The organism is Allobosea sp., assembly GCF_035944895.1.
Classification (GTDB): Bacteria; Pseudomonadota; Alphaproteobacteria; order Rhizobiales; family Beijerinckiaceae; genus Allobosea.
The window spans coordinates 177,171-201,875 of sequence record NZ_DASZAT010000012.1 but is presented as its reverse complement, the minus strand read 5'-3'; the positions used below and the strand labels follow the sequence as shown (position 1 = coordinate 201,875).

Below are 24,705 nucleotides of genomic sequence, written 5' to 3'. Positions count from 1 at the left end.
CGGGCGGGATGGTTCCCCGATAATGCCGGCGGGGTGGCTGAACGCCGAGCCGCTCAATCGTCCATCTTCAGCGCCGCGATGAAGGCTTCCTGCGGAATCTCGACGCGGCCGAACTGCCGCATCTTCTTCTTGCCTTCCTTCTGCTTGTCCAGGAGCTTGCGCTTGCGCGAGGCGTCGCCGCCATAGCACTTGGCGGTCACGTCCTTGCGCAGCGCCCGAATCGTCTCGCGGGCGATGATCTTGCCGCCGATCGCCGCCTGGACAGGAATCTGGAACATGTGCGGCGGGATCAGATCCTTGAGCTTCTCGCACATCGCCCGGCCGCGGGCATCGGCGCGCGAGCGGTGGACCAGCATGGAGAGCGCGTCGACCGGCTCGGCATTGACCAGGATCGACATGCGCACGAGGTCGCCCTCGCGATAGTCGGTGATGTTGTAGTCGAAGGAGGCATAGCCCTTCGAGATCGACTTCAGCCGGTCGTAGAAGTCGAACACGACCTCGTTCAGCGGCAGGTCGTAGACCACCTTGGCGCGCGAGCCGACATAGTTGAGGTCGATCTGCAGGCCGCGCCGGTCCTGGCAGAGCTTCAGCACCGAGCCGAGATACTCGTCCGGGGTGAAGATCGTGGCGCGGATCCAGGGCTCCTCGATGAACTCGATCTTCATCACATCCGGCATGTCGGCCGGGTTGTGCAGTTCGAGCGTCGTGCCGTCGCGCAGCTTGAGATGATAGACGACCGAGGGCGCCGTCGAGATCAGGTTGAGGTTGAACTCGCGCTCCAGCCGCTCCTGGATGATCTCCAGATGCAGCAGCCCGAGGAAGCCGCAGCGGAAGCCGAAGCCGAGCGCCGCCGAGGTCTCCATCTCATAGGAGAAGCTGGCGTCGTTCAGGCGCAGCCGCGACATGGCGCTGCGCAGCACCTCGAAATCGGCGGCGTCGACCGGGAAGATGCCGCAGAACACCACCGGCTGCACCGGCTTGAAGCCCGGCAGCGGCTCGGCGATCGGCTTCTTGTCATCGGTGATGGTGTCACCGACGGCGGTGTCGGCGACTTCCTTGATCGAGGCGGTGAAGAAGCCGACCTCGCCGGGGCCGAGTTCCTTCACTTCGAGCATTTTCGGCTTGAACACGCCGACGCGGTCGACGCCATAGCTGGCGTTGGCGCGCATCATCCGGATGGTCATGCCCTTCTTCAGCACGCCATCGATGATGCGCACGAGCACGACGACGCCGAGATAGGCGTCGTACCAAGAGTCGACCAGCAGGGCCTTGAGCGGCGCCTCGGCATCGCCCTTCGGGGCCGGCAGCTTCTTGACGATCGCTTCGAGCACGCCCTCGATGTTGAGGCCGGTCTTGGCCGAGATCGGCACCGCCTCGGAGGCGTCGAGCCCAATCACGTCCTCGATCTGCTGCTTGATCCGCTCCGGCTCCGCCGCCGGCAGGTCGATCTTGTTGAGGACCGTGACGATCTCGTGATTGGCGTCGAGCGCCTGGTAGACATTGGCCAGCGTCTGCGCCTCGACGCCCTGCGAGGCGTCGACGACGAGGAGCGAGCCCTCGCAGGCCGCCAGCGAACGCGAGACCTCATAGGCGAAGTCGACGTGCCCGGGCGTGTCCATCAGGTTCAGGATGTAATCCTTGCCATCCTCGGCCTTGTAGTCGAGGCGGACGGTCTGCGCCTTGATGGTGATGCCGCGTTCCTTCTCGATATCCATCGAGTCGAGGATCTGCTCGCTCATGTCGCGCGCCGCCACCGTGCCGGTCTGCTGGATCAGCCGGTCGGCGAGGGTCGACTTGCCGTGGTCGATATGCGCCACGATCGAGAAATTGCGGATGTTGTCGAAACTGCGGGTGCTCATGCGCGCGCCATAGCAGTGCGCGCGGGTTGCGCCAAGGGTCGCGCGATCGGTTTGCTGCGCCGCTGCGCTATTCTGCCGCGAATTGGCGCTCCTGCGCCCAGTTCAGCGCCCGATAGTCGAAGCCGGCTTCCAGCGTCGGCTTGACCACGGCGAAGTAGGGCGAGATGTCGAAATCGCGCGGCATGTAGAGCGAATGATGCCGGATGTGCAGGACTTCACGGAGCTCTTCCGCGCCCATCGCCTGCGCGTATTCGACGGTCGGCAGCACCGGATAGCGCGCCGCCTCGAAGGCCTGGGCGATCAGCGTCGAGCAGATCGCCCGCGTCGGGTCGCCCGAACCGAGCGCGATCATGCGCCGGCGCCAGTTCGCCGGCGCCCAAGGGATCGGGACCAGCCAGCGCGCCAGGTCGAGGATGTTCTTGAGGTCGTATTGCATGCCGAGCCGGGCGAGGACGTAATCGACGGCGCTCTGACGGCCTTCGCGATCAAGCGCCTGCGGCCGGCAGATGCGGGTGCCGAAGGCGCCGTATTTCGACAGCGGCGAGAGCACGCAGCCGACATCCATCTCGACCTCGGCCAGCACCAGCGGCTCGCCCTCGGGGCTGAACTGCCCGGTTTCGCCGACATAGAGCGCGGCATGCGACCAGGTCGATTGCGTCAGGTACTTGATGGCGGCCGAGACCTTCATGTGCCCTTCGACCAGCAGCACATCGCCCGGCCGCAGCGCCGCCTTGAGCCGGGCCAGCGCCTTCGTGTCGACCGGACCTGCCTGCGGCTTGCCACGCGTGATAAAGCGGACCACCGACCGGCCGATGAAGTCCAGTCCCCTGTTCATCGACGCCTCCCCTTGCGCCGGCGCCGTTTCCGGCGTCTTCCGGCCCCGAGTAAAACGCGAGCCCGTGACTTTTTCGGAAATCACCTGCCGGATTTGCGTCGGAGAGACCGGGATTCGCCGAACGTCGTAAAATCCAGGTTGACGCCCAGCCGCGGCGATCTTTCTTTGACGAATCCATTATCATGGAATTAATCTTGCATAATGGATTGCGCCGCTGATTGGCGGTGCGAGGAGATGGATCATGACGGCGCCCGACGATGTAACCATCGAGCGGCTTGACGGGGATGGGACGCGGGCCGCGGTGCCTGCCTTGGTGGAGATCCTGCGCGATTCCGTGGCGAACGGCGCCTCGGTCGGCTTCATGGACTGGAATACACCAGCCGATTTCGAAGGCTTCTGGCGCGGCATAGCGGCAGAGGTCGCCGCCGGGCGTATCCTCCTCTTCGTCGCGCACGACGGCAGCGGCATCGTCGGCACGGCGCAGCTCCATCCGGTGGGAAAGCCGAACCAGCCGCATCGGGCCGAGATCGCCAAGGTGCTGGTGCATTCGCGGGCCCGCCGCCGCGGCATCGGCGAGGCGCTGATGCGGGCGGCGGAGGCGGCCGCGCTGGCGCTCGGGCGCGACCTCCTGGTGCTCGACACCGACGAGGCCGGAGCCGCGCGCCGGCTCTACAACCGCTTGGGCTGGACGGAACTCGGCACCATCCCGCGCTATGCTTTGATGCCCGACGGGCGCGATTGCGGCTCGACCTTTTTCTACAAGCAGTTGGGTTAGCTGAGTTCGGCGCTGCGCGAGAGCGCTCCGACAATGCGGCGCATGCCGGTCAGCAACGCCTCGCGTTCCGCTTCGGAAAAGCCGGCCAAAGCGCGCGCATTGACGCTCTTGGCCGCCGCAAGGGCCGGCTCCTGAAGCGTCTTGGCCCGCGCGGTGAGCTGGATGCGGCGGGCGCGGGCATCAGCTTGGTCAGGCCTGCGCTCGATCAGGCCGTCGCGCTCCATGCGAGCTAGGGTCGCCGCCATGGTCGCCTGTTCGACATCGAGCCGCCCGACCAAGTCCTTCTGCGTCAGCCCCTCTTCGCGCCAGAGTTCGAGCAGCACCATGAACTGCGCCGGGGCGAGGCCGAGCGGGCGCACCGCTTCGGCGAGTTCGCGCGCGAACAGGCGGGCGACATGGTTGGCGAGATAGCCGGCGGAGCTGGTCTTGAAACTGGTCATGCAGGGTCCGATCCTGCGAGATTGCAATTGAACAGCATGCTATGCAATAATATATAGCATGCTGTTCATTCTGAGGAGGCGGCCATGCCTGACTCCAGTCTCGACGCGATCACGCAGGAAAGCAGCGCCTCCACCGCGGGCCTCGCCGCACTGATCCTGACGACCTTGTTCGCGGGCGCTGCGATCTACATCCTCGTCGCCGAACAGCCGGCGCGGCTTGCGCTCGCGGACACTGCGCTGCTGCAGCAATGGCAGGAAAGTTATCCGCGTGCGGCGCGGATGCAGGCCGGGCTTGCGGTGCTGGCGAGTCTTGTCGGCGCTGTCGCCTTCTGGCGGGCGCGGAATCAGCTCTGGCTGGTCGGCGCGGCGCTGATGCTTGCCAATCTGCCGTTCACGCTGATCGTGATTGCCCCGGTGAACAACGCGCTGTTGGCGCTGGGCATCGAGCAGGCGGGAGCAGCGAGCCGGGGGCTGATCGAGCGCTGGGGATCGCTCCACGCCGTGCGCGTCGTGCTCTCAGTGTTGGCGACCGCCGCTTTTGCGCTGGCGATCGCCCGCGGCAGTTCTTACTCGGCGTTGCGGAAATAGGGCTCGACCGTGCCCTTGAGCTTCACCGTCATCGGGTTGCCGTGGCGGTCCTTGGCGTTGCCGGCGGTGAGGCGGACCCAGCCCTCGCTGATGCAGTATTCCTCGACATTGGTCTTCTCGACGCCCTTGAAGCGGACGCCGATATCCTTCGCCAGCAGCTCTTCATTGTAGAAGGGGCTGTTGGGGTTCGAGGACAGCCGGTCGGGGAGGGTGTCGGTCATGGCGCTACTCGTCTGCGGAAGTGATTTGCCGGACAGGTAGCAGGCCGAAGCGTGTTCGGCAAAAGCCGCCGCACGGGCCGTGAAAACAGAACGGCCGACCTGCGATGACAGGCCGGCCGCTCTAAGCGATAGGCGCCGGACCTCAGCGCTCGGCGAAAGCCTTCTCGATGACGTAGTCGCCGGCCTCGCCGTGATTGCCTTCCTGAAGGCCGCGCTCCTCGAAGATCTGCTTGAGGTCGACCAGCATCTGCGGGCTGCCGCAGAGCATGAAGCGGTCGCCTTCGGCATCGAACGGGCCCAGGCCGGTATCGCTGAAGAGCTGGCCGGAGGTGATCAGGTCGGTGATGCGGCCGCGATTGCGGAAAGGCTCGCGCGTCACGGTCGGATAGTAGATCAGCTGCTCGCGGATCATCTCTCCCAGGAATTCGTCGTTCGGCAGTTCCTGCTGGATCCGCTCGCCATAAGCGAGCTCGGAGACCTGGCGGCAGCCATGCATGAGCACGACCTTCTCGTAGCGCTCATAGGTCTCGGGATCGCGGATCAGCGACAGGAAGGGCGCCAGGCCCGTGCCGGTGCCGAGCAGGAACAGGCGCTTGCCGTCCTTGAGGTTGTCGAGCACCAGCGTGCCCGTCGCCTTCTTGCCGATGATGATGGGGTCGCCGACCTGCAGGTTCTGCAGGCGCGAGGTCAGCGGGCCATCCGGCACCTTGATCGAGAAGAACTCGAGGTTCTCGTCGTAATTGGTGCTGGCGACGCTGTAGGCGCGCAGCAGCGGCTTCTCGCCGACCTTGAGCCCGATCATCGTGAACTGGCCGTTCTTGAAGCGGAAGGTCGTGTCGCGGGTCGTCGTGAAGCTGAAGAGCGTGTCGGTCCAGTGATGGACGGAAAGGACGCGCTCCTCGTAGAAATTGCTCATCTCGTCGATCCTTAGATAGTCTAGCGATTTAGCAGATTATCGGATGCAGGACACCCAATATCACATTGCCGGACGTTCGGAAAGCAGGTCGATCTTGTCCGGTATTCCCTTCCAGTCGTCGGCATCGGCCGGCGGCTCGCTCTTCTGGGTGATGTTCGGCCAAAGCGGTGCCAGCCGGGCATTCAAGGTCAGCCACTGCTCGGCTCCGTCGGCGCTGTCGGCGACGATCGCCTCGGCCGGGCATTCCGGCTCGCAGACGCCGCAGTCGATGCATTCGTCCGGGTGGATGACGAGCATGTTCTCGCCCTCGTAGAAGCAGTCGACCGGACAGACCTCGACGCAATCCATGTACTTGCAACGAATGCAGGCGCTGGTGACGGCGTAAGGCATGCGCGATCCTTGCTGCTTGACAGCCGGGTCCGGACGGGGCAGGAATTCATTCGTATACAAACAATATCTCGCATCCCGCCATGCTTGTCAATCAGGCCCGCGGCGATGAGGATGGCGGCGGATTTCTGGTAACGGACGACAGGGCGGATACGATGGCTGAACAGCAGGCGACGACGGTCAGCAGCACGCACAAGCTGGTGGTGAAGAATATCGGCCTGATGCTCTCCGGCGATATCGAGCGCCCGATCCTGGAGGCCGACACGCTCGTCGCCATCGGCGGCCGGATCGCCGCGGTCGGCCGCTTCAAGGACCTCGATACGGAGGGGGCCGACACCGTCATCGACGCCCACGGCACGGTGCTCTCGCCCGGGCTGATCGACAGCCATGTCCATCCGGTCGCCGGCGACTGGACGCCGCGCCAGAACCAGCTCGGCTGGATCGACTCGACCATGCATGGCGGCGTCACCACCATGATCTCGGCGGGCGAGGTCCACACCCCCGGCCGGCCCAAGGACATCGTCGGCCTGAAGGCGATGGCGATCTACGCGCAGCGCGCCTTCACCGCCTTCCGCCCCGGCGGCGTCAAGGTCCATGCCGGCGCGCCGGTGATCGAACCCGGCATGGTCGAGCAGGACTTCAAGGACCTGGCCGATGCCGGTGTGAAGCTGCTCGGCGAGGTTGGTCTCGGCGGCGTCAAGGACGGCGCGCGGGCCAAGGAGATGGTGGCCTGGGCCCGCAAATACGGGATCCAGTCGACCATCCACACCGGCGGCCCCTCGATCCCCGGCTCGGGGCTGATCGGCGCCGACGTGGTGCTGGAGGCCGATACCGACGTGGTCGGCCACATCAATGGCGGCCACACCGCTCTGCCCGACAAGGAGATCCGCTGCATCTGCGAGGGCTGCAAGCGCGGTCTCGAGCTGGTCCACAACGGCAATGAGCGCGCCGCGCTCTACACGCTGCGCGTCGCCCGCGAGATGGGTGAACTGCAGCGTGTCATCCTCGGCACCGACGGGCCGGCGGGCTCAGGCGTGCAGCCGCTCGGTATCATCAGGATGGTCTCGATGCTGTCCTCGCTCGGCGACGTCCCGGCCGAGGTGGCGTTCTGCTTCGCCACAGGCAACACCGCCCGGATGCGCAGCCTCGATTGCGGCCTGATCGAGGTCGGCCGCAGCGCCGATTTCGTCTTCATGGACAAGGCCCAGCATTCGGCCGGCAGGAACTTCCTCGACTCGATCCAGCTCGGCGACCTGCCCGGCATCGGCATGATCGTGATCGACGGCATCGTCCGCAGCGGCATCAGCCGCAACACCCCGCCGGCGGAGAAGATCCCGTCGGTGGGCCACTGAGCGCGACCTGAGCGTCATTCCCGGGCGAAGCGAAGCGCAGACTCGGGAATCTCAAGACAAGAAGGCGCAAGCGGAAGCCCCTCCGGCCTGAGATGCTCGGGTCAAGCCCGAGCATGACGGCGCGCTCGGAAATCCCGCTTGCGGCGCGCTCCGGTTTGTCATTATTCTCATTCGTATACGAACGATCTCGGTGGCCGTGACGATCAGGACGATCAGGCGCGCCTCGCCCCGCCTGGGCGAGCCATGAGGACGACGAAGCGCTTCACGCTTCGCGTCAACGGCGCGAGCCATGAGGTTACCGGCGAGCCCCAGACGCCGCTGCTGTTCTTCCTGCGCAACGACCTCGCGCTCAACAGCCCGAAATTCGGCTGCGGCCTTGGCGAATGTGGCGCCTGCACCGTGCTGGTCGACGGCCAGGCGGCACGCGCCTGCGCCCTGCCGGTCAGGCTGGCTGAGGGATGCGAGATCGTCACGCTCGAAGGGCTCGGCAGCGTCGACGCCCCGCATCCGCTGCAGCAGGCCTTCATCGACGCGCAGGCAGCGCAATGCGGCTACTGCATCTCTGGCATGGTGATGACGGCGAAGGCCTTCCTCGACGTGCAGCCCGATCCGAGCGAGGCCGAGGTGCGCGAGGCGCTGCGCCACAACCTTTGCCGCTGCGGCACACATGTCGAGATCGTCAGGGCGGTGTTGCTCGCCGCCGAGCGCGGCCGGCAGGACGCGGCGGCGCCATGAGCGAGCCGCTCTCTCGCAAGGCGCTGTTGAAACGCGCCGGTGTCATCGGCGTAGTGGCACCGCGCAAGGGTGCTGCCGCCGACGCCGCGCCCGAGGACGGGCTCGACTTGCATGTCTGCCTGACGGCCGAAGGCCGCGTCCTCGCCTTCAACGGCCATGTCGATCTCGGCACCGGCATCCGCACCTCCCTCGCCCAGATGGTGGCGGAGGAGCTCGATTTCCCCTTCGACGCCGTCGAGATGGTGCTCGGCGATACCGCCGAGACGCCCGATCAGGGCGCGACCATCGCCAGCGAGACGATCCAGGTGACGTCGGTGGCGATAAGGATCGCGGCGACGCAGATTCGCGCCAGGTTGATCACCCTTGCGGCCGCCGCGCTCAGTTGCAGCGAAGACGAGATCGCGCTCGCCGACGGCGTGATCTCGCGCAAGGGCGAGACGGCGCCTGCGATTACCCTCGACACGCTGCTCGCCAATGAGCGCATCCTGCTGCCGCTGGCCGAGAGCGCCGCGTTCAAGCAGGTCGACCAGCACAGGCTCGTCGGGCGCTCGGTCGCCCGCGTCGATATCCCGGCCAAGGTCACCGGCAGCTTCACTTACGTCCACGATGTCCGCGTGCCCGGCATGCTGCATGGCCGGGTGGTGCGCCCGCCCTATGCCGGCATGGATGCCGGCGATTTCGTCGGCAGGAGCCTGATCTCGGTCGATCGCGACTCGATCGCCGACGTGCCCGGCATCCGCGCTCTCGTGGTCGAAGGCGACTTCATCGGCATCGTCGCCGAGCGTGAGGAGCAGGCGGCGGAGGCGGCGCTCAAGCTGAAGACGCAATGGCGCGAGTTCACCCCGCCCGACCTTTCCGATCTCGGTCAGGCACTGCGCACCCATCCCTCGACCCCGCGCCTCCTCGCCGAGGAAGGCGATGTCGACAGCGCGCTGGAGAGCCTCGAGACCCGGCTCGATCGCACCTACGTCTGGCCCTACCACATGCATGGCTCGATCGGCCCGTCCTGCGCGGTCGCCGATGTGCGCGAGGACGGCATCACCGTCTGGACCGGCAGCCAGAACCCCTATCCGCTGCAGAACGACCTTGCTGTGCTGACCGGCCTGCCGAAGGAGCGGATCGACGTCATCCGCTTCGAGGCCGCCGGCTGCTATGGCCGCAACTGCGCCGACGATGTCGTCGCCGATGCGGTGCTGCTCTCGCGGGCGGTCGGCGCGCCGGTGCGGGTCCAGCTCACCCGCGAGCAGGAGCATCTCTGGGAGCCGAAGGGCGCGGCCCAGCTGATCGATATCAAGGGCGGGCTCGGGCCGGGCGGCTCGCTGAAAGCCTACGACTTCCACACCTGGTATCCGTCCAATGCCGCCCCGACGCTGGCGCTGCTGCTGACCGGGCGCATCCCGAACCAGCCGGCGGCGCTCAGGATGGGCGATCGCACCGCCGTGCCGTCCTACAATTACGAGACCATGCGGCTGACGGCCTATGACATGCCGCCCATCGTGCGCGCGTCCTGGCTGCGCGGTGTCTCGGCGATGCCGAACGTCTTCGCCCATGAGAGCTATATCGACGAGCTCGCGCATGAGGCCGGCGTCGACCCGGTCGAATTCCGCCTCCGCCACATCAATGAGGAGCGCGCCGCCGAACTGACCCGCGCCACCGCCGAACGCGCCAACTGGCAGCCGCATGTCGGCCCGCGCATGGAGCAGGACGGCGAGGTCCTGCGCGGGCGCGGCTTCGCCCAGGCCCGCTATGTCCATGGCAGCTGGCCGGGTGTCGGCGCCGCTTGGGCCGCCTGGGTCGCCGATGTCGCGGTCAACCGCACGACCGGGGAGGTCACGGTCTCCCGCGTCACCGTCGGCCAGGACACCGGCATGATGGTCAATCCCGCCGGGGTGACCCACCAGATCCATGGCAACGTCCTGCAATCGACCAGCCGGGTGCTGCGCGAGGAGGTGACGTTCTCGCAGACCACCGCTGTCGCCAGCCGCGACTGGGGCTCCTATCCGGTGCTGACCTTCCCGGAACTGCCGGCGATCGACGTCATGCTGATGGATCGCCAGCATCTGCCGCCGATGGGCGCCGGCGAGTCGGCCTCGGTCCCGAGCGCGGCGGCCATCGTCAACGCTGTCTATGACGCGACCGGCGTGCGCTTCCGCGAATTGCCGCTGACGCCGGAGCGCGTGCTCGCCGGTCTCAATGGCACACCACTCTTGAAGCCGCCACCGCGCGAGCCGGCAAAACGCCTGCCCTGGTGGAGCAAGCTCGGCGCCGCTGTGGCGGGCGCCGCGACCTTCGCCGCGGTCTCGCTGGCCTTCGCGCCGTCGATCGCGCCGATCGCCCGGCCAGACCCGTCGACCTGGTCGGCGGCGACGATCGAGCGCGGCCGCCAGCTCGCGGCGCTCGGCGCCTGTGCCGTCTGCCACACGGCTAAGGACGGCTTACTCTATGCCGGCGGGCTCGCTCTGCCGACGCCGTTCGGCACGGTGCTGACCACCAACATCACGCCCGATGTCGAGACCGGCATCGGCAACTGGTCCTATGCCGCCTTCGAGCGGGCGATGCGGGCCGGCTTGCACCGCGAGGGTCGCCAGCTCTACCCGGCTTTCCCCTATCCGAGCTTCGCCAAGGCGAGTGAAGCCGACCTGCAGGCGCTCTACGCCTTCCTGATGTCGCAGCCGCCGGTGCGGCAGGAGAACGAGCCGAGCAACCTCACCTTCCCGTTCAACCTGCGCCTGCTCATGGCCGGCTGGAACCTGCTGTTCAACCGTGGCGGCGAGCTGAAACCCAATCCCGTGCGTTCGGCCGAATGGAATCGCGGGCGCTATCTCGTCGATGGGCTCGGCCATTGCGGGGCCTGCCATACCCCACGCAACGCGCTCGGCGCGGAGAAGGGTGGCAGCGCCTATCTCGCTGGCGGCGAGGCGGAAGGCTGGGAAGCACCGGCACTGACCAAGCTCTCGGCCGGGCCGATCCCCTGGAGCGAGGCGGAGCTCTACGCCTATCTGAAGACCGGCACTTCTCGGCAGCATGGCGCAGCCGCCGGCCCGATGGCACCGGTGATCGCCGAGCTCAGGGAATTGCCCGATGCCGATATCCGGGCGATGGCGACCTACCTGGCTTCGCTGAACGAGCCGCTGCCCGCGGCTGAAGCCGAAGCGCTGGCGGCGCGTATCGAGCAGCAGACCGCACGCTCCGCCAATCCCGCGACCTCGCCGATTGCGCGACTCTACGAAGGCGCTTGCGCCGCCTGCCACGAGACCGGCCGCGCCGCGCCGCTGCTCAACGCCGGACCGGCGCTCGGCCTGTCGTCCAAACTCCATGCGGCGACATCGGCCAACCTCGTCAACATGCTGCTCGAAGGCAGCCAGCACGGCATCGGCTCGATGCCTTCATTCGCGACGGCGCTCGATGATCGCCAGCTTGCGGAGCTGGCGGCCTATCTGCGCGGGCGCTTCGCGCCGGGGAAGCCGGCCTGGAGCGGCATCGAGGATGCGATCGAGGGCGCGCGCAAGTTGGCGCACTGAGCGCGGGCTGTACGAGGAAGGCCCTCCGCTACCGAGGACGCCGGGCCCGCTGATCGGGCGGGCCCGGCCAGTTGGTCAGGCCGTGGCATGCGGCTCGTGCCGATAGTTCCAGACGGCCCAGGCCGAGACGAACGCCGTCAGCAGGCCGAGCACCAGATGCGTCCGGAAAGCGCCGGTGTTGCCGGTGAAGCCGAGCACCCAGGGCGCTGCGATCAGCCAGAGGCCGAGCGCCAGATTCACCCATTCTTCCCATTCCGCGAAAGCGGTGAGCGCCGCGATCGCGATCACGGCAAGCACGGCGCCGACCAGCCAGGCATTGCGGGTCGGCATGGTGTCGGCCAGGAAACCCATCATCCAGGGCGAGATGAACAGGAGTGCGCCGAGGATCAGGTTGAGCCAGTCCTGCGGCCGTTTTCCACTCATATTCGCGGTCAACATGATCACCTCCATCGGTGAAGATCATCCAACCACGGCGCCTCGCGCACGGGGCGCTTGGTCCAGAACATTATACGCCCGTTGCCGAAATGGCTCAAGGACTGGCCAGAAAACGATCATGGCCGGCGTGAGCCGGCCACGACGATGCCTGACGACTTGGCGCAGGCGGGATTCGACTTCGCCGTGACTTGGCGAGCCTGCCTGTTCACTTGGCAGTGAGCAGTTCCTTGACCTGAAGCAGCACCAGCTCGTTGTCATCCGCCTTCTTCGGATCGCGCGACGACGAGAACGGCAGGTTGTTGTCGTTGCCGACCACGATGATGCCATTGGCGAGATCGACCACGTCGACGTTCTCGATGGTGAAGAACGGGAAGGGCAGCACGCCGTCGATCGCGCCCTGCTTCGCCTTCTTGTCGGGATCGGCGATCTTCATCAGGTCGATATAGCCGACCTTGCGCACGGGCTTGCCGACATTGGCGTCGGTCATCTCGATCTTGACGATGCGCTTGAACTTGGCGAGGTCGTGGAAGCAGTCCGGGCCCTTCTGGCCGGCGGCGCAGGCGCGGTCGGCAGTACCTTCGCCATTGTCGCGCTCGATGATCAGCGCGGTCGTCGCATCGATCATGTTGAAGTCGCCGATGGCGAGGCCCTTCTGCTCGAGCGGGAAGAACCAGGATCGGCCGGTCCACTTCTCGTTCTGCACGTCGAATTCGAGGATGCGCAGCACTTCCTTGCCGTCGACCTCTTCATTGCCCTTGGTCTCGGCGTTCCAGAGCGGGCCTTCCAGCAGCGGGTAGAGGAAGCGGCCGTCCGGTGACTGCGCCATGCCCTCATAGCCCTTGGAGCGGCGGACATTGAACTCGACCGGCAGGTTGGGCGCGCCCGGCGTCGTCACGGCATAGTGGTCGGGCGAGCGGGCCGGCTTGCCGTCGACGGTCGTCTCGAACACGGCCTCGACCTTGCCGGTCGCATCGACGCGGATCAGGTAGGGGCCGAACTCCTCGCCGATCCAGTACTTGCCGCCGATCGGCTGGATCGATTCCGGATCGAAATCGGCGCCGGTCAGATAGCGCTTCTCGGTGCTCTCGTTGGCGATGCGGAACGGCACCTTCTTGTCGGGGTCGTGCAGGAAGGTGGTGGCGGTGCGCTCGATCTTGCCGCCCTCGAAATCGGCCTTGAGGCGGTGGAAGAACAGCATCGCGTCCGGCGAGTTCGCCTTGGCGCCGAAGCCGTTGTCGGTCAGCACCAGGAACTCGCCATTGCCCAGCGAGCGGATGCCGGAGAAGCCCTGCACCGGCTGGCCGGCGAAGGGGGTGGAAAGACCGGTCGGGCGCCCGCCCGAGGTGCCCATCACCGTGCCGACCTGCTCGACGCGCTTGCCCGGCGTGGTGAATTTGCCGGAGACCTTGAGATCGGCCGGCGCATCGGCCGGGGCCGGGATGATTGTGTTGGCCGGCAGCAGGGCATGGCCGACCAGCTTGGCCGGGAACTCTTTCGGCGCATCCTGCGCGCCGGCGAGCATGGTGGACGACAGCAGAAGGGCGGCAGCGAGGCGCAGACGCATGGGACACTCCGGTTGGGGAAAAGCGGGACGGCCCCGCTTCGCGTCCGGAGTTTGCAGTCGCGCGACAGCGCCGTGACGCTTGCGTGACGGGGCGCCTGAACGAAAGCGTCGCTCCGGCGTTTCGCAAGCACCGAGGGGGAGGTGCAATGTGACCACGGCATACAAGGCTGGCACCGACGTGACCTGGCGCTGGGGCGCTCACACCGCCAGGGGCCGCATCGAGCAGGTCTTCACCGAGCCGGTGACCCGCACGATCAAGGGCACCGAGGTCCGCCGCAACGCCTCGCCGGAGAACCCGGCCTATCTCGTGACGCAGCCGCGCGGCGGCTACGCGCTGAAATCGCACAGCGAGCTCGAGAAAGAGCGATGAGCATCGCCCATCTCGACCTGGCCCTGCCGCATCGCGTCGCCGAGAATGCGGGCTGTCGGCCTGCAAGCGAGCCTAGTCTGTCCGCTTCAACGCCTTCATCGCCTGGGTGATCGCCACGGTCTCTACCGAGACGCGCGTCACGCGCATCAACAGGTCGACGACCTTCTCCTTGTAGTCGGCGAAGCGGTAGGTGTTGAATTTCTCGCGGATGGTCGGGTCCTTCGGCGTCTTCTCCTTGTGCTGGTCGAGCACCCAGTCGAGGCTCGAACGGTTGCCAAGCTTGTAGGCCCAGGCCTCCGGCGGCACGCCGGAGAGCTGCGTCTCGCTGTCGAGCACGATGATGCCGTTGTCGCGGTCGGCCTTGAGGATGGTTTTGGGTGTCACGCCGGCGGCGCGCGCCTTCTCGTCCGGCACGTCGAGCCGCTGCAGCGGCCAGGGCTCGACGCTCTCATAGCCGATATGGAGGCTCATCAGCCTCTCGCCCCAGCCGGCCCAGCGCCAGAAATCGGGATAGAACGGGATGCGCGGAAACTCGCGCTTGAGGTTCTGCGCATAGGTCTCGCGATAGACGGGATCGTGCAGCACGCCATAGATATAGTGGAAGATGTCGTCCTTGCTCAGGACGCGCTTGGTCTTCGCCTTGCGCCCTTCGGTTGCCTCATCCTCCTCGTCATGCTCGCCCTTGTGGCGAGCATCCACGTCTTGGCCACCGCTCTCGCCCGGCGAAGACGTGGATGGTCGGGACAAGCCCGACCATGACGGGTTTCCTCGCCCGTCCTTGCCATAAGCCTTCTGGAACTCCTTCAGCGCCCAATCGGTGATGTTGTCGAGGCGCTCGCCGGATGGGGTGTAGCGGTAGCGAGAGACGCATTGGGTGCCGCCATTGCCTTGCTTTAGCAGGCATAGATCGGGCAACTCGCTTGCGGCGAGAGCCGCTAACTCATGGCTAGAAGCTATGCCCAAAAAGCCAATCACTTGATTCTGCGCATTCGTAGGGAACATAGCGGGCAGCTGATAGGTCATTCCATTGAAGTGCTTATCAAAAAATAGCCAGGAAGTGGTGAAAGGGCGATAAGCAGCACGACGTAAATTTTGACGATTGAAGGTCTTAGCTACGTTGGAGATTAGATATTTTTCGAGTTCGCGATCCCATTTAATCGCGTCGCGATCAGGGTTACTTGGATCATTTCGCGTATGCTCATACGACGCGACAAGAAAGGCGGCTTTTCTGTCGAGATTTGCCTTGTTAAAATCGTAAATCCATTCATCCCGTTGCGTAGCAACGCCCCGAGAGAAGAGCTGAAAGATCGCTCTAGAACGACTACGTCGTTTCGCCTTCTCTTCTTTTGAACAGAGCGGGACCAGACTGTCCCAATCGTTGTCTGTCAGATTCAGCCAGTTGCTCTTGGTATCCGGCTCGACGCGCTGCCAGGTCAAAGCCTGAGCCTTTTGAGCCCCGATGAACGCCAGCTTGTCATCGGCAGTGTCTTCCTCCGGCCGCCGCGCATAGAAAACCTTGCAGCCCTTCTGCCCCTTGCGCTTGATCAGCAGCGAGATTGTCACGCCGGTCTGGATGCCGAAGACATTGTGCTTGGTACCGGAGAGCTTCGGATTGGCGCGGACATCGCCGCCGAGGTCCATCAGGTAGATTTCGTTAAACTCGCTGGCGACATCCTTACGGAAGCCGTCGAAGGCGGCCTTCTCGATGAAATTACGGTTGGTAATCAGCGCCAGAACGCCGTCGTCGTGCAGCCGGTCGGAAGCCCAGCGGAAGAAGCGCGTGTACATGTCGTAGACGGAGTTGATGTTTTGCGCCGTGCCCTTGGCGACATAGGTGTCCTTGATGCGCTGGTCGATCCGCTTATAGGCCCGGTTCGGGTTGCGGTTGTTGAAGTTCTCTTGCCAGGCATTGTACGGCGGGTTCCCTATCACCACCGAGATCTTGCGCCGGTTCTGGCGCTTGATGCGCTCGACATTCTCCGCTGACATCGCGCCGAACAGGTCGTGCTGGTGGCCGGAGCGGATGCCGAGGCCCTCGACATTGTCGAGCGTGTCGACGAAGCACAAGCTCGGGAACTCGGCGAACTGGCCGGTGATCGCGGCATAGGTCGCCTCGATGTTCAGATTGGCGACGTAATAGGGCAGGATCGCCACTTCGTTGGCGTGCAGCTCCTCCTTGTACTTGTGCGCCAGCTTCTGCGGCTGGCCACGGAAATGCTCCAGCAGCTCGCAGATGAAGGTGCCGGTGCCGGTGGCGGGGTCGAGGATTTCGACGTCGCGGTCGATCAGCGCCTTGCCGAAATGCTTCTGGCAGAGCCAGTCGGCGCCCTCGATCATGAAGCGCACGATCTCGTTCGGCGTATAAACCACGCCGAGCCGGTCAGCTGCTTTGGGATTGTAGACCTTGTAGAAAGTCTCGTAGATCACCTTCAAGAAGGTCTGCTTCTCGGCGTGGCTGGTGATCTGCGCCGCATTGGCGCGGATCGCGGCGTAATAGGGCTCCAGCGCCTTGAGCGTGTCCTTCTTCACGCCGCCGGTGAAGAACTTCGCCTCGAGCCCGTACAGCGCCCTGGCGATGTTGTTCTCGCGGTGGAAGTCGCTGTCGTTGAAGACGTTGGCGAAGATTTCCTCGGTCAGGATGTGCTGGATCAGCATCTCCCGGACATCGGCCTCGGAGACCACCGGGTTGATGGTCTGCCTGGCCTGTTCGAGAAAGGTGTTCGCGGCCTCCAGGAAGGCGGCATTGCCAGTGTAGGCGGCGTCGATCTTGGCCCGCAGCGCCTCCAGAACCGCCGGCAGATCGGCCCGGAACTGCGCCACGGCCTTGCGGAACTCGCGGATTTCCTGGCGCTCATAACTGAAGAACAGCGAGACCAGCTTGCCGAGCTGCGCCACGTCGGTCATCGAGCAGCGCAGCACCTCTTGCCGGTTCTGGATCAGCACCGCCGTCTCGGAATTCTCGAAGATGATGTTGTCCTGCGGATAGCCCTTGGCCAGCTTCTTGCGAATTTCCTCGTCGAGATCGTCGGCGGTGTCCTTCGCCTCCCAATAGCCGAGCGGCACGCGCAGATCGTGCAGGATCGTGCCGTCGGGCCGGACACGGTTCTTCTGCGGCGATTCGAATTCGTACTGGCTGATGAAGTGCAGATGGTTCTGCTTGGACCAGGCCTTGAGCAGATCCTTGAACGCCTCGCTGATGACGCCTTCGGTGAGGGAGCCTGAGAACTTCCTGACGCGGTCGAGGTCGTTGAGATAGGCTTGAATTAGGATCTGGCTCATGCCCCGCAACTAGCCAGAGCCATTGACCAAAGGCAATCGGGGCACAGCCGCCGGTTGCGCGACCGCCCGGCGGGGCGCAAGCTGCCGCGGGCGCCGAGCCAGCTGCTTCGTACGCCGGCCAACTGCGCCGCAAGGATGTGACGACCCTCCGGCGTCCACCGCACGCTCCTGCCAACTCCTGTCACCAGCCGCATCTCCGCCGCCTGGACCCTCTCGCATCCGCCGCAAATCACGCCCATATTGCGGCCATGCCAAAGAGCACCGACACCACGCCCGCCGCCAAGCTCAAGGCTGCGAAGAAATCCGCCGCCACCCGCACGCCGAACTCCAAGGCGAGCAAGCCCGAGCTCAAGCCGCTCGACGGCTATCTCGCCGACCTGCTCAACCCGGCGATCAATCGCGGCAAGGCGGTGCCGGGTGGCGCGGCCGGCTTCAGCGACGCGCCGCAGGCCGGCTATGAGGCGCGGCCGGGCGATGCCGATGAGAAGAAGCCGCGCAAGCTTTCGAAGAAGGCCGACTCGGCCTTCGATCCCGACAGCGACAGCGCGGCCTCGCTGACGGCGAAGTCATTGCAGGCGCTGCTGGAGACCGGCAGCCCGTTCATCGAGCCCGGCAAGCCCTGGACGCCGCACCGGCCCGAGCGCCCCGAGAAATCGGAAGGCGGCGTGCGCTTTCAGATGAAATCGGAGTTCTCTCCATCCGGCGACCAGCCGACCGCGATCGGCGATCTCGTCGACGGTGTCCGGCGGCAGGAGCGCGACCAGGTGCTGCTCGGCGTCACCGGTTCCGGAAAAACCTTCACAATGGCCAAGGTGATCGAGGAGACGCAGCGCCCGGCGCTGATCCTCGCTCCCAACAAGACGCTGGCGGCCCAGCTCTATGGCGAGTTCAAGAGCTTCTTCCCCGACAACGCGGTCGAGTACTTCGTCTCCTATTACGACTATTACCAGCCGGAGGCCTACGTCCCGCGCTCGGACACCTATATCGAGAAGGAATCCTCGATCAACGAGCAGATCGACCGCATGCGCCATTCGGCGACGCGCTCGCTGCTGGAGCGCGACGACGTCATCATCGTCGCCTCGGTCTCCTGCATCTACGGTATCGGCTCGGTCGAGACCTATACGGCGATGACCTTCTCGCTGAAGCTCGGCGAGCGCATCGAGCAGCGCCAGCTGATCGCCGATCTCGTCGCGCTGCAATACAAGCGCGTCCAGCACGATTTTGCGCGCGGCACCTTCCGGGTGAGGGGCGACACGGTCGAGCTCTTTCCGGCCCACTATGAGGACCGCGCCTGGCGCATCGGCCTGTTCGGCGACGAGGTCGAGAGCATCAGCGAGTTCGATCCGCTCACCGGCCAGAAGACCGGCGAGCTCGAATTCATCAAGGTCTACGGCAATTCGCACTACACCACGCCGCGCCCGACGCTGAACCAGGCGGTCAAGTCGATCAAGGAGGAGCTCAAGGGCCGCCTCGACGAGCTCAACCGCATGGGCCGCTATCTCGAGGCGCAGCGGCTCGACCAGCGCTGCACCTTCGACATCGAGATGATCGAGGCGACTGGCTCCTGCAACGGCATCGAGAACTATTCGCGCTATCTCACCGGCCGCAAGCCGGGCGAGCCGCCGCCGACCCTGTTCGAATACCTGCCCGACAACGCCCTCGTCTTCACCGACGAAAGCCATGTCACCGTGCCGCAGATCGGCGCGATGTACAAAGGCGACTTCCGCCGCAAGGCGACCTTGGCCGAATACGGCTTCCGCCTGCCCTCCTGCATGGACAACCGGCCCTTGCGCTTCGAGGAATGGGACGCGATGCGCCCGTCCTCGATCCATGTCTCGGCCACGCCCGGCGGCTGGGAGATGGACCAGACCGGCGGCGTCTTCACCGAGCAGGTCATCCGCCCGACCGGGCTGATCGACCCGCCGGTCGAGATCCGCCCGGCCAAGCATCAGGTCGCCGACCTGCTCGACGAGGTCAAGGAAGTTACCGACAAGGGCTATCGCACCCTCGTCACCGTCCTGACCAAGCGCATGGCCGAGGATCTGACCGAATACCTGCACGAGAACGGCGTGCGCGTGCGCTACATGCACTCCGACATCGACACGATCGAGCGCATCGAGATTCTCCGCGATCTGCGCCTCGGCGCGTTCGACGTCCTCGTCGGCATCAACCTGCTGCGCGAGGGCCTCGACATCCCCGAATGCGGCTTCGTCGCCATCCTCGACGCCGACAAGGAGGGCTTCCTGCGCTCCGAGACCTCGCTGATCCAGACCATCGGCCGCGCCGCGCGCAATGTCGACGGCAAGGTCGTGCTCTATGCCGATCATGTCACCGGCTCGATGGAGCGGGCGATGGCCGAGACCAATCGCCGGCGCGAGAAGCAGGAGGCCTACAACGCCGCCAACGGTATCACGCCGCAGACGATCAGGCGCGCCATCGGCGACATCCTCGGCTCGGTCTATGAGCGCGACCATGTCACCGTCGACAAGGGCCTGGTCGAGGGGCCGGTCGCCGGCCACAACCTCAAGGCCGCGATCGCCGATCTCGAAAAGCGCATGCGCGAGGCTGCGGCCGATCTCGAATTCGAGACCGCCGCGCGCCTGCGCGACGAGATCAAGCGCCTGCAGGCGACCGAGCTCGCCATCGCCGACGACCCGCTCGCCCGCCAGAGCGATGTCGAGGGCAGCGCCGGCAAATACCAGGGCGAGCGCAGCTACGGCGCCTCGGCGAACCTGCCGACCCGCGCCCGCAAGCCGACCGACGCCGATATGGGCCCGCACAACTGGGGCGGCGGCGAGGGGAAGCCGAAGGCGAGCGTGGCGCGGCCGAGGAAGCCGACGCTCGACGAGATGGGCCCGGTGCCGGAGGCGCGGCCGAAGGGGGCGGGGGAGAGGCGGGGGAGGCGGAGGTAGGTATCTTGCTCGTACTATATTTCTATAGCTCATATTGTTGTTATGAGTAGCTTATTGTCTGGAGATTTTGATGAAACGAAATATGGACCTCGTTCGAGAGATTCTTTTATCGTTCGAAAATGTCGAGGCGGCTCGTGTCAGCAAGAAATCAATAGTCGTTGATGGCTACAAGAAAGAAGAAATCGACTTTCATATCGAGCTTTTGGTCGAGGCTGGGCTGCTAAATCATCATATCGCGAAGCCAGAAACGACCAGTGGGCGACCGTTTTTGATGCGGTTTGATATGGGTATCAGACCAACAATGATAGGATACGATTTTGCAGATAGCGTAAGAGATCCAGAGGTATGGTCTAAAACAAAAAAAGGAGCAGAACGAGCCGGAGGCTTCACCATTGATTTATTAAAAGATTTAGCCAAAGGACTTATAAAGAAGAAAATAGAAGAGCATACAGGGATTCAGATTTAGATATTTTAGTAGAAAGTGCGAGGGGGAGAACCGTTCTCCTGAGTGGGAGCGGGGCAGAGGTGAGGGACCGCCGCTGATCATCTGAATGCAACGGCGCCGCTGCGGCCTTCTCCGGCAAAGGCAGGCCCTCATCCGGCGCTTCGCGCCACCTTCTCCCATCCGGGAGAAGGGAGGGCCGAGGTTCCGGCGATCCATATCGCAGCGAAGCCGTTGCGGTTCCGCCGCCTGCCGAGGCATCCTCGCCCGATGACCACCGAGCAACGCAGCTTCGCCCGCAGGCTGCGCCGGCGCGCGACGCCGGCCGAGCAGGTCGTGTGGGAGCTGCTGCGCAATCGCCGGCTCGACGGTCTCCGGTTCCGGCGTCAGGTGCCGCTGCTCGGCTACACCGTCGACTTCATCTGCATCGAACGCCGGCTGATCGTCGAGCTGGATGGCGCCCAGCATGACCACGAACAGGATTACGACGCGGCGCGGACGCAAGAGATCGAGCGGTACGGCTTCACCGTGCTGCGCTTCACCAACCGGCAGGTGCTGGATGATCGCGATGCGGTGGTCGCGGCGATCCGGGCGGCGCTGCGGAACTAGGCGGGTGAACCGCGGGGAACCCTTCTCCCGTGTGGGAGAAGGGCAGGGATGAGGGCCTGCCCTAACCGATTGACGTCGCAGCGGCGCCGCCTCGCTCTAATAATCAGCGGCGGTCCCTCACCCCTGCCCCTCTCCCATCCGGGAGAGGGGTTCTACGTCGCGGTTCTGGTGCTCGATGGGGATAGACCGCAACCTTATCCCCGCCCTCCGAACCTCCCGTATAATCCGCCGCATCCTATCCCCGAGGGGCGGCCGACCGGAGGCATGTCGTTTGGCGGGATGGGTACGGCGCCTGCGGGCAAGGGTTGCGCCTTGCTCCCGGGAGGCTTCGGGAACCGACCTGGGGGCACTACGACCTCTGCGCGAGGAGCTCGCTAGACCGCGCCGGTTCAGGCCGGCGCGACAGAAGCGCGGCCCGGAGTTTTCAAATCGCCGCTGGCGGAGCGCCACGGGGCGTGCGGATGGTGGCTCAATCCATCCGCGCCGCTTCCTGGCTCAATGGAAGCGGATCTCCAAACCAGCGCCTCGCGGCGCTCCGCTGCCCCTCATATGCAAAACGCCCGCAGGATGAGCCTGCGGGCGGGGAAAAGCTTGGGCGCGGGAGGCGCGGTGCTAATCCTTCTCCCACCCATCTCGGGCCTGCCCGAGATGGGCAACTCAAAGTGCCAATGTCGGCAACAGCCGACATTGGTGGGGAGAAGGTGGCAGCGCGAAGCGCTGACGGATGAGGGAAGTCCAGCCCGACGCTCGGCGTCTCACCCGGTCGAACCGCCCTCATCCCCCTGCCGGGACCTTCTCCCCCGAGGGGAGAAGGGAGCTTCCGAGGGGAGAAGGAGGCTGTAAAACTTCCGCGCCCTTCGCCCTGGGGGACAGGGAGGCGAAGGGCGCGGCGACCGCCTAGAAGCGGTCGTAACGGTCGTGATGGCGGCGGCCATGGGCCGGGGCCCAGGGCGGCGGACCGCCGCGACGGTGGCCGTAGCCATAGCCGCGGTCATAGCCGCGATGGTGGCGGCCATAGCGCTGCTGGCGTTCCATGTTGCGCTGGATCTCCCACATCCGGTGCTCGCGGTTGTGGCGGACATAGGTCGCCTCGACCTTGTCGAGCGCGGCCGCGCCGCTGAAGGCTTCGCTGGCGGCGGCCGGGGTCACGGCGGCGCCGAGCGCGATCGCCGCGGCGATGAGAAGGTGTCGCATGGGGCATCTCCTTTGGTTGCCGCGATAAAAGCGGATCTGTTTGGAACTCCGCGTGAACGGAATTGTTCGCCGCCGTTCATCTTCGTTGTGCTCCGGCAGCGTCCCGGGGCGTCAGGCGCCGGGTCCGCCCTCGATCTCGCTCGCCCAGGCAAGCGCTGCGTCGAAGGCGTCGGGCTTGAAGCTCCTGACCTCGACGAAGGGCACGAGCGGCCCGGCGATCGCGACCAGCGTTTCGATCCAGCCCTTGTCGGTGACGACAGCCTCGCGCGGGAAGCGATGCCATTGCAGGATCTTGCCGAAGCCGTAGCGCGCATCCTTCAGGCCGGCGCGGAAGGTCATGTCCTCGAAGCCGGTGAGATCGGCAAGGATGCCGAGCTTCTCATGGCGTTCGAGTTTGCTCTCGATCTCGGCGATCAGCCGGTCGAAATCCGGCTCGTCGAACGTGCCGGTGATGCGGAAGGCCGCGACATGGTCGGCGGCGGGAAGGATGTCGAGCATCGGCGCCTCCTGGCTTGCATCAGGGACAACGCAGGCCGGCGGGCGAAGTTCGCAAGGCGAACCATCGCCGGGTCGGGGCGTTGGCAAAGGCATGGGGGCTCAACGCACGCAAAGGAGACGATGATGGCCAATGCTGGCGGGAAGCTCGGTCCGAGCATCAAGGGCAAGGGCGACGGCACCGGCGCGACAAGCACGCGGCCGGTTGCGCTTCAGGACCACAAGGTGCTCTCCAACCGCGACAAGACGCAGCTCAACCGCGGCCGCGGCCTCGACGGCAAATGGATCGAGAACGAGCAGGTCTACGAGACGGACGCGAACCGACGCTCGCAGGAAGAGTGAGCCCTATTTCAGCGCGATGATCAGCATCAGGAAAACGAGGATGATCAGGACCTGCTTCAGGCTCCAGTTGATCCGCCGCAGCTGCTCGGAGACCGGGTCTTCCGGCGGCTCATCTTCCTGATCCGGCTGCCCGGCCGCGAGGAAGGCCGGATCGACCGCTTCCGCAGGCCGCCAGCTGATGCTCTGCACGCGCCCATGCGCCTGTGCCGGCCGGCCATCGGCCTCCGGCGCGAGATGGAAAACCGGCGGCGCGTCGTCGCCGGCTCCCTCGCGCAGCCAGAGATTGGTGGTCGCGGCCAAGGAGAGGCTGCCGGCGCGGCCCTCGGCGAGATCCTGCCGCAGCCCCGCGAACAAGGGTTGCGGCAGGAAGAGCTCGGCGGCGAGCCGGGCGTCGAGATCGCCCTGGGCCCCGGCGGGAAAGCTCAGCCGCAGCAATGGCGCGCTGTCGCCGGGGAAGGAGCGGATCGTCAGGGACAGATCCTGCGCCGGTTCCGCCTGGCCGATCCGGGCGAGCGCTGCACCATCCGGGCGGGCATGGCCCTCGATCCGGGCGGCATCGTGCAGCACGCCGTCACGCCATTCATGCCCGGAGATCGCGACGAGCCCGTCGGCCGTGAAGGCGAGCGGCCTGGTGGCGTCCTGCACGAAGGCGCCGGCCACGCCCGGCAGCGTCATCCGCCCGTCCACGATGCTGGCGCTGTCCGTCCTGTCGTTCATCCCACCCCCACCTTGAGTCGGGGCGGACGATAGCAGGTCGGGCCGGCGACGCCAGAATGGCATGTTGTTCTACGCCGAGGGAGGAATGGGCTATGTCGGAAAAGAAAATTTCCTTCTCCGGCCGTTCGGCGAAAGGCTCTTCCTGATTGGCGTGTACCTTTAAAAGAACGTTTGGATTGACATGTAGAACGACGCCGCCTAGATTGCGGATGTCGTCGGGTGACCGATGGCCGCGGAGATTTGAGCGAGCAGCTTGCGCCGCGTCACCAAACGCTAAAGCGCCACGACGTGGTCGTGGGCTCCCCAGCTTGAGGAGATGAACATGACCGGCTCCGTTCTCCGCCCTGTCGAACCGCTCGTCCGTTCGATGATGTGTTGTTGTCGCCGCTGATCCAGCGTTGACGCCGTTTACCGGCATCACTTCCGACATCACCACTAAGAGGGCGCCGCAACGCGGCGAAGATCGTCATGTCGTTCCAGTCCCAGATCGTTTCCAATCCGCCGGCCCGCCAGGCCTATGTCATCGAGGTCGGCGAGACCCAGGCCGGTCTCGTCGCCCGCGGCGCCGATGAGCGCTTCTACACCTTCATCTCCGCGTCTGCCGCGTTCGACCGGCTCGAGGGCCAGCGCTTCGCCACGCCGGTCGCGGCCGAACTGGCGGCGCGCCAGCTCGTCCGTTCGCGTCCCGGCTTGCGCTTGGCGGCCTGAGGAGCAGGT

The 24,705-nt window shown here is 65.4% G+C and carries 23 protein-coding genes; 11 read left to right on the top strand and 12 right to left on the bottom strand.

Annotation, left to right across the window (positions count from 1 at the left end; all coding sequences use genetic code 11):
- Window positions 1-53 precede the first annotated feature (53 nt).
- Window positions 54-1,859 carry a translation elongation factor 4 gene (gene lepA, locus VGV58_RS23085; protein ID WP_326876396.1) on the bottom strand — a complete coding sequence of 602 codons (1,806 nt, stop codon included), beginning with the start codon at window positions 1,857-1,859 and terminating at the stop codon, window positions 54-56.
- Window positions 1,860-1,926: 67 nt separating this feature from the next.
- Window positions 1,927-2,694 carry a YiiX/YebB-like N1pC/P60 family cysteine hydrolase gene (locus VGV58_RS23080; RefSeq protein WP_326876395.1) on the bottom strand — a complete coding sequence of 256 codons (768 nt, stop codon included), beginning with the start codon at window positions 2,692-2,694 and terminating at the stop codon, window positions 1,927-1,929.
- A 241-nt stretch (window positions 2,695-2,935) separates the two neighbouring features.
- Here VGV58_RS23080 and VGV58_RS23075 point away from each other — a divergent pair, with 241 nt between their 5' ends.
- Window positions 2,936-3,469: a GNAT family N-acetyltransferase gene (locus tag VGV58_RS23075; protein WP_326876394.1), complete on the top strand. Its 534-nt coding sequence runs from the start codon at window positions 2,936-2,938 to the stop codon at window positions 3,467-3,469.
- Here the strand turns inward: VGV58_RS23075 and VGV58_RS23070 are convergent.
- Entirely contained in the window at window positions 3,466-3,909 is a 444-nt protein-coding gene (locus VGV58_RS23070) for a MarR family winged helix-turn-helix transcriptional regulator (protein ID WP_326876393.1), read from the bottom strand. The two genes, VGV58_RS23075 and VGV58_RS23070, sit on opposite strands and share 4 nt — an antisense overlap.
- Before the next feature lie 84 nt (window positions 3,910-3,993).
- Between VGV58_RS23070 and VGV58_RS23065 the strand changes: the two genes are divergently transcribed.
- Window positions 3,994-4,497 (top strand): anthrone oxygenase family protein, encoded by a 504-nt coding sequence (locus VGV58_RS23065; protein WP_326876392.1) that lies wholly within the window; start codon window positions 3,994-3,996, stop codon window positions 4,495-4,497.
- Here VGV58_RS23065 and VGV58_RS23060 read toward each other — a convergent pair.
- From VGV58_RS23060 to fdxA, 3 genes are all read right to left on the bottom strand, one after another.
- Complete coding sequence (locus VGV58_RS23060) at window positions 4,476-4,718, bottom strand: DUF3297 family protein (protein ID WP_091836060.1); 243 nt, start codon at window positions 4,716-4,718, stop codon at window positions 4,476-4,478. The genes VGV58_RS23065 and VGV58_RS23060 overlap by 22 nt on opposite strands.
- A gap of 142 nt (window positions 4,719-4,860) precedes the next feature.
- Complete coding sequence (locus tag VGV58_RS23055) at window positions 4,861-5,634, bottom strand: ferredoxin--NADP reductase (RefSeq protein ID WP_326876391.1); 774 nt, start codon at window positions 5,632-5,634, stop codon at window positions 4,861-4,863.
- A gap of 60 nt (window positions 5,635-5,694) precedes the next feature.
- Window positions 5,695-6,024 carry a ferredoxin FdxA gene (gene fdxA, locus VGV58_RS23050; protein ID WP_326876390.1) on the bottom strand — a complete coding sequence of 110 codons (330 nt, stop codon included), beginning with the start codon at window positions 6,022-6,024 and terminating at the stop codon, window positions 5,695-5,697.
- A gap of 152 nt (window positions 6,025-6,176) precedes the next feature.
- Here fdxA and VGV58_RS23045 point away from each other — a divergent pair, with 152 nt between their 5' ends.
- From VGV58_RS23045 to VGV58_RS23035, 3 genes are all read left to right on the top strand, one after another.
- Window positions 6,177-7,373, top strand: coding sequence for an amidohydrolase family protein (locus VGV58_RS23045; protein ID WP_326876389.1), 1,197 nt, complete (start codon window positions 6,177-6,179; stop codon window positions 7,371-7,373).
- Window positions 7,374-7,616: 243 nt separating this feature from the next.
- Window positions 7,617-8,108 (top strand): (2Fe-2S)-binding protein, encoded by a 492-nt coding sequence (locus tag VGV58_RS23040; RefSeq protein ID WP_326876388.1) that lies wholly within the window; start codon window positions 7,617-7,619, stop codon window positions 8,106-8,108.
- Window positions 8,105-11,629 carry a molybdopterin cofactor-binding domain-containing protein gene (locus tag VGV58_RS23035; protein ID WP_326876387.1) on the top strand — a complete coding sequence of 1,175 codons (3,525 nt, stop codon included), beginning with the start codon at window positions 8,105-8,107 and terminating at the stop codon, window positions 11,627-11,629. The genes VGV58_RS23040 and VGV58_RS23035 overlap by 4 nt, the downstream gene beginning before the upstream one ends.
- 75 nt (window positions 11,630-11,704) lie before the next feature.
- Here VGV58_RS23035 and VGV58_RS23030 read toward each other — a convergent pair whose 3' ends face one another.
- Together VGV58_RS23030 and VGV58_RS23025 are read right to left on the bottom strand one after the other, a co-directional pair.
- Window positions 11,705-12,067 carry an SPW repeat protein gene (locus VGV58_RS23030; protein ID WP_326876386.1) on the bottom strand — a complete coding sequence of 121 codons (363 nt, stop codon included), beginning with the start codon at window positions 12,065-12,067 and terminating at the stop codon, window positions 11,705-11,707.
- A 202-nt stretch (window positions 12,068-12,269) separates the two neighbouring features.
- The gene (locus tag VGV58_RS23025) at window positions 12,270-13,628 is read right to left on the bottom strand and encodes an esterase-like activity of phytase family protein (RefSeq protein ID WP_326876384.1); all 1,359 of its coding nucleotides are present in this window, start codon (window positions 13,626-13,628) and stop codon (window positions 12,270-12,272) included.
- 148 nt (window positions 13,629-13,776) lie between these two features.
- Here VGV58_RS23025 and VGV58_RS23020 point away from each other — a divergent pair, with 148 nt between their 5' ends.
- Entirely contained in the window at window positions 13,777-13,998 is a 222-nt protein-coding gene (locus tag VGV58_RS23020) for a hypervirulence associated TUDOR domain-containing protein (protein WP_326876383.1), read from the top strand.
- 72 nt (window positions 13,999-14,070) lie between these two features.
- Here VGV58_RS23020 and VGV58_RS23015 read toward each other — a convergent pair whose 3' ends face one another.
- Window positions 14,071-17,061: a type ISP restriction/modification enzyme gene (locus VGV58_RS23015; protein WP_326876382.1), complete on the bottom strand. Its 2,991-nt coding sequence runs from the start codon at window positions 17,059-17,061 to the stop codon at window positions 14,071-14,073.
- Window positions 17,062-17,525: 464 nt separating this feature from the next.
- On the opposite strand from VGV58_RS23015, the gene uvrB reads away from it, so the two are divergent.
- The 3 genes from uvrB (at window position 17,526) to VGV58_RS23000 (ending at window position 21,240) form a co-directional block, all read left to right on the top strand.
- Complete coding sequence (gene uvrB, locus VGV58_RS23010) at window positions 17,526-20,189, top strand: excinuclease ABC subunit UvrB (RefSeq protein ID WP_326876381.1); 2,664 nt, start codon at window positions 17,526-17,528, stop codon at window positions 20,187-20,189.
- Between the two features lie 70 nt (window positions 20,190-20,259).
- The gene (locus tag VGV58_RS23005) at window positions 20,260-20,655 is read left to right on the top strand and encodes a DUF2513 domain-containing protein (RefSeq protein ID WP_326876380.1); all 396 of its coding nucleotides are present in this window, start codon (window positions 20,260-20,262) and stop codon (window positions 20,653-20,655) included.
- Between the two features lie 246 nt (window positions 20,656-20,901).
- Entirely contained in the window at window positions 20,902-21,240 is a 339-nt protein-coding gene (locus tag VGV58_RS23000) for an endonuclease domain-containing protein (protein WP_326876379.1), read from the top strand.
- Window positions 21,241-22,137: 897 nt separating this feature from the next.
- Here the strand turns inward: VGV58_RS23000 and VGV58_RS22995 are convergent.
- Both VGV58_RS22995 and VGV58_RS22990 read right to left on the bottom strand, forming a co-directional pair.
- On the bottom strand, window positions 22,138-22,434 hold the full coding sequence (locus VGV58_RS22995; protein WP_326876378.1) for a hypothetical protein: 297 nt from the start codon (window positions 22,432-22,434) through the stop codon (window positions 22,138-22,140).
- 111 nt (window positions 22,435-22,545) lie between these two features.
- Window positions 22,546-22,932 (bottom strand): SpoIIAA family protein, encoded by a 387-nt coding sequence (locus tag VGV58_RS22990; RefSeq protein WP_326876377.1) that lies wholly within the window; start codon window positions 22,930-22,932, stop codon window positions 22,546-22,548.
- Window positions 22,933-23,055: 123 nt separating this feature from the next.
- Here VGV58_RS22990 and VGV58_RS22985 point away from each other — a divergent pair, with 123 nt between their 5' ends.
- On the top strand, window positions 23,056-23,271 hold the full coding sequence (locus tag VGV58_RS22985; RefSeq protein WP_326876376.1) for a hypothetical protein: 216 nt from the start codon (window positions 23,056-23,058) through the stop codon (window positions 23,269-23,271).
- Between the two features lie 3 nt (window positions 23,272-23,274).
- On the opposite strand, the gene VGV58_RS22980 is transcribed toward VGV58_RS22985, so the two are convergent.
- Complete coding sequence (locus VGV58_RS22980; RefSeq protein ID WP_326876375.1) at window positions 23,275-23,988, bottom strand: hypothetical protein; 714 nt, start codon at window positions 23,986-23,988, stop codon at window positions 23,275-23,277.
- A 468-nt stretch (window positions 23,989-24,456) separates the two neighbouring features.
- Here VGV58_RS22980 and VGV58_RS22975 point away from each other — a divergent pair, with 468 nt between their 5' ends.
- On the top strand, window positions 24,457-24,696 hold the full coding sequence (locus VGV58_RS22975; protein ID WP_326876374.1) for a hypothetical protein: 240 nt from the start codon (window positions 24,457-24,459) through the stop codon (window positions 24,694-24,696).
- The last annotated feature ends 9 nt before the right edge of the window (window positions 24,697-24,705 follow it).

Excerpts from the sequence above, each read along its gene's own strand:
- VGV58_RS23065 (WP_326876392.1), top strand. The coding sequence starts at position 3,994 with ATGCCTGACTCCAGTCTCGACGCGATCACGCAGGAAAGCAGCGCCTCC.
- VGV58_RS23080 (WP_326876395.1), bottom strand. The coding sequence starts at position 2,694 with ATGAACAGGGGACTGGACTTCATCGGCCGGTCGGTGGTCCGCTTTATC.
- VGV58_RS23005 (WP_326876380.1), top strand. The coding sequence starts at position 20,260 with ATGAAACGAAATATGGACCTCGTTCGAGAGATTCTTTTATCGTTCGAA.
- VGV58_RS23055 (WP_326876391.1), bottom strand. The coding sequence starts at position 5,634 with ATGAGCAATTTCTACGAGGAGCGCGTCCTTTCCGTCCATCACTGGACC.
- lepA (WP_326876396.1), bottom strand. The coding sequence starts at position 1,859 with ATGAGCACCCGCAGTTTCGACAACATCCGCAATTTCTCGATCGTGGCG.
- VGV58_RS23035 (WP_326876387.1), top strand. The coding sequence starts at position 8,105 with ATGAGCGAGCCGCTCTCTCGCAAGGCGCTGTTGAAACGCGCCGGTGTC.
- VGV58_RS23025 (WP_326876384.1), bottom strand. The coding sequence starts at position 13,628 with ATGCGTCTGCGCCTCGCTGCCGCCCTTCTGCTGTCGTCCACCATGCTC.
- VGV58_RS22985 (WP_326876376.1), top strand. The coding sequence starts at position 23,056 with ATGGCCAATGCTGGCGGGAAGCTCGGTCCGAGCATCAAGGGCAAGGGC.
- fdxA (WP_326876390.1), bottom strand. The coding sequence starts at position 6,024 with ATGCCTTACGCCGTCACCAGCGCCTGCATTCGTTGCAAGTACATGGAT.
- VGV58_RS23060 (WP_091836060.1), bottom strand. The coding sequence starts at position 4,718 with ATGACCGACACCCTCCCCGACCGGCTGTCCTCGAACCCCAACAGCCCC.
- VGV58_RS23045 (WP_326876389.1), top strand. The coding sequence starts at position 6,177 with ATGGCTGAACAGCAGGCGACGACGGTCAGCAGCACGCACAAGCTGGTG.
- VGV58_RS23075 (WP_326876394.1), top strand. The coding sequence starts at position 2,936 with ATGACGGCGCCCGACGATGTAACCATCGAGCGGCTTGACGGGGATGGG.
- VGV58_RS22980 (WP_326876375.1), bottom strand. The coding sequence starts at position 23,988 with ATGAACGACAGGACGGACAGCGCCAGCATCGTGGACGGGCGGATGACG.
- VGV58_RS23000 (WP_326876379.1), top strand. The coding sequence starts at position 20,902 with ATGACCACCGAGCAACGCAGCTTCGCCCGCAGGCTGCGCCGGCGCGCG.
- VGV58_RS23040 (WP_326876388.1), top strand. The coding sequence starts at position 7,617 with ATGAGGACGACGAAGCGCTTCACGCTTCGCGTCAACGGCGCGAGCCAT.
- VGV58_RS22990 (WP_326876377.1), bottom strand. The coding sequence starts at position 22,932 with ATGCTCGACATCCTTCCCGCCGCCGACCATGTCGCGGCCTTCCGCATC.
- VGV58_RS22975 (WP_326876374.1), top strand. The coding sequence starts at position 24,457 with ATGTCGTTCCAGTCCCAGATCGTTTCCAATCCGCCGGCCCGCCAGGCC.
- uvrB (WP_326876381.1), top strand. The coding sequence starts at position 17,526 with ATGCCAAAGAGCACCGACACCACGCCCGCCGCCAAGCTCAAGGCTGCG.
- VGV58_RS23030 (WP_326876386.1), bottom strand. The coding sequence starts at position 12,067 with ATGTTGACCGCGAATATGAGTGGAAAACGGCCGCAGGACTGGCTCAAC.
- VGV58_RS23070 (WP_326876393.1), bottom strand. The coding sequence starts at position 3,909 with ATGACCAGTTTCAAGACCAGCTCCGCCGGCTATCTCGCCAACCATGTC.
- VGV58_RS22995 (WP_326876378.1), bottom strand. The coding sequence starts at position 22,434 with ATGCGACACCTTCTCATCGCCGCGGCGATCGCGCTCGGCGCCGCCGTG.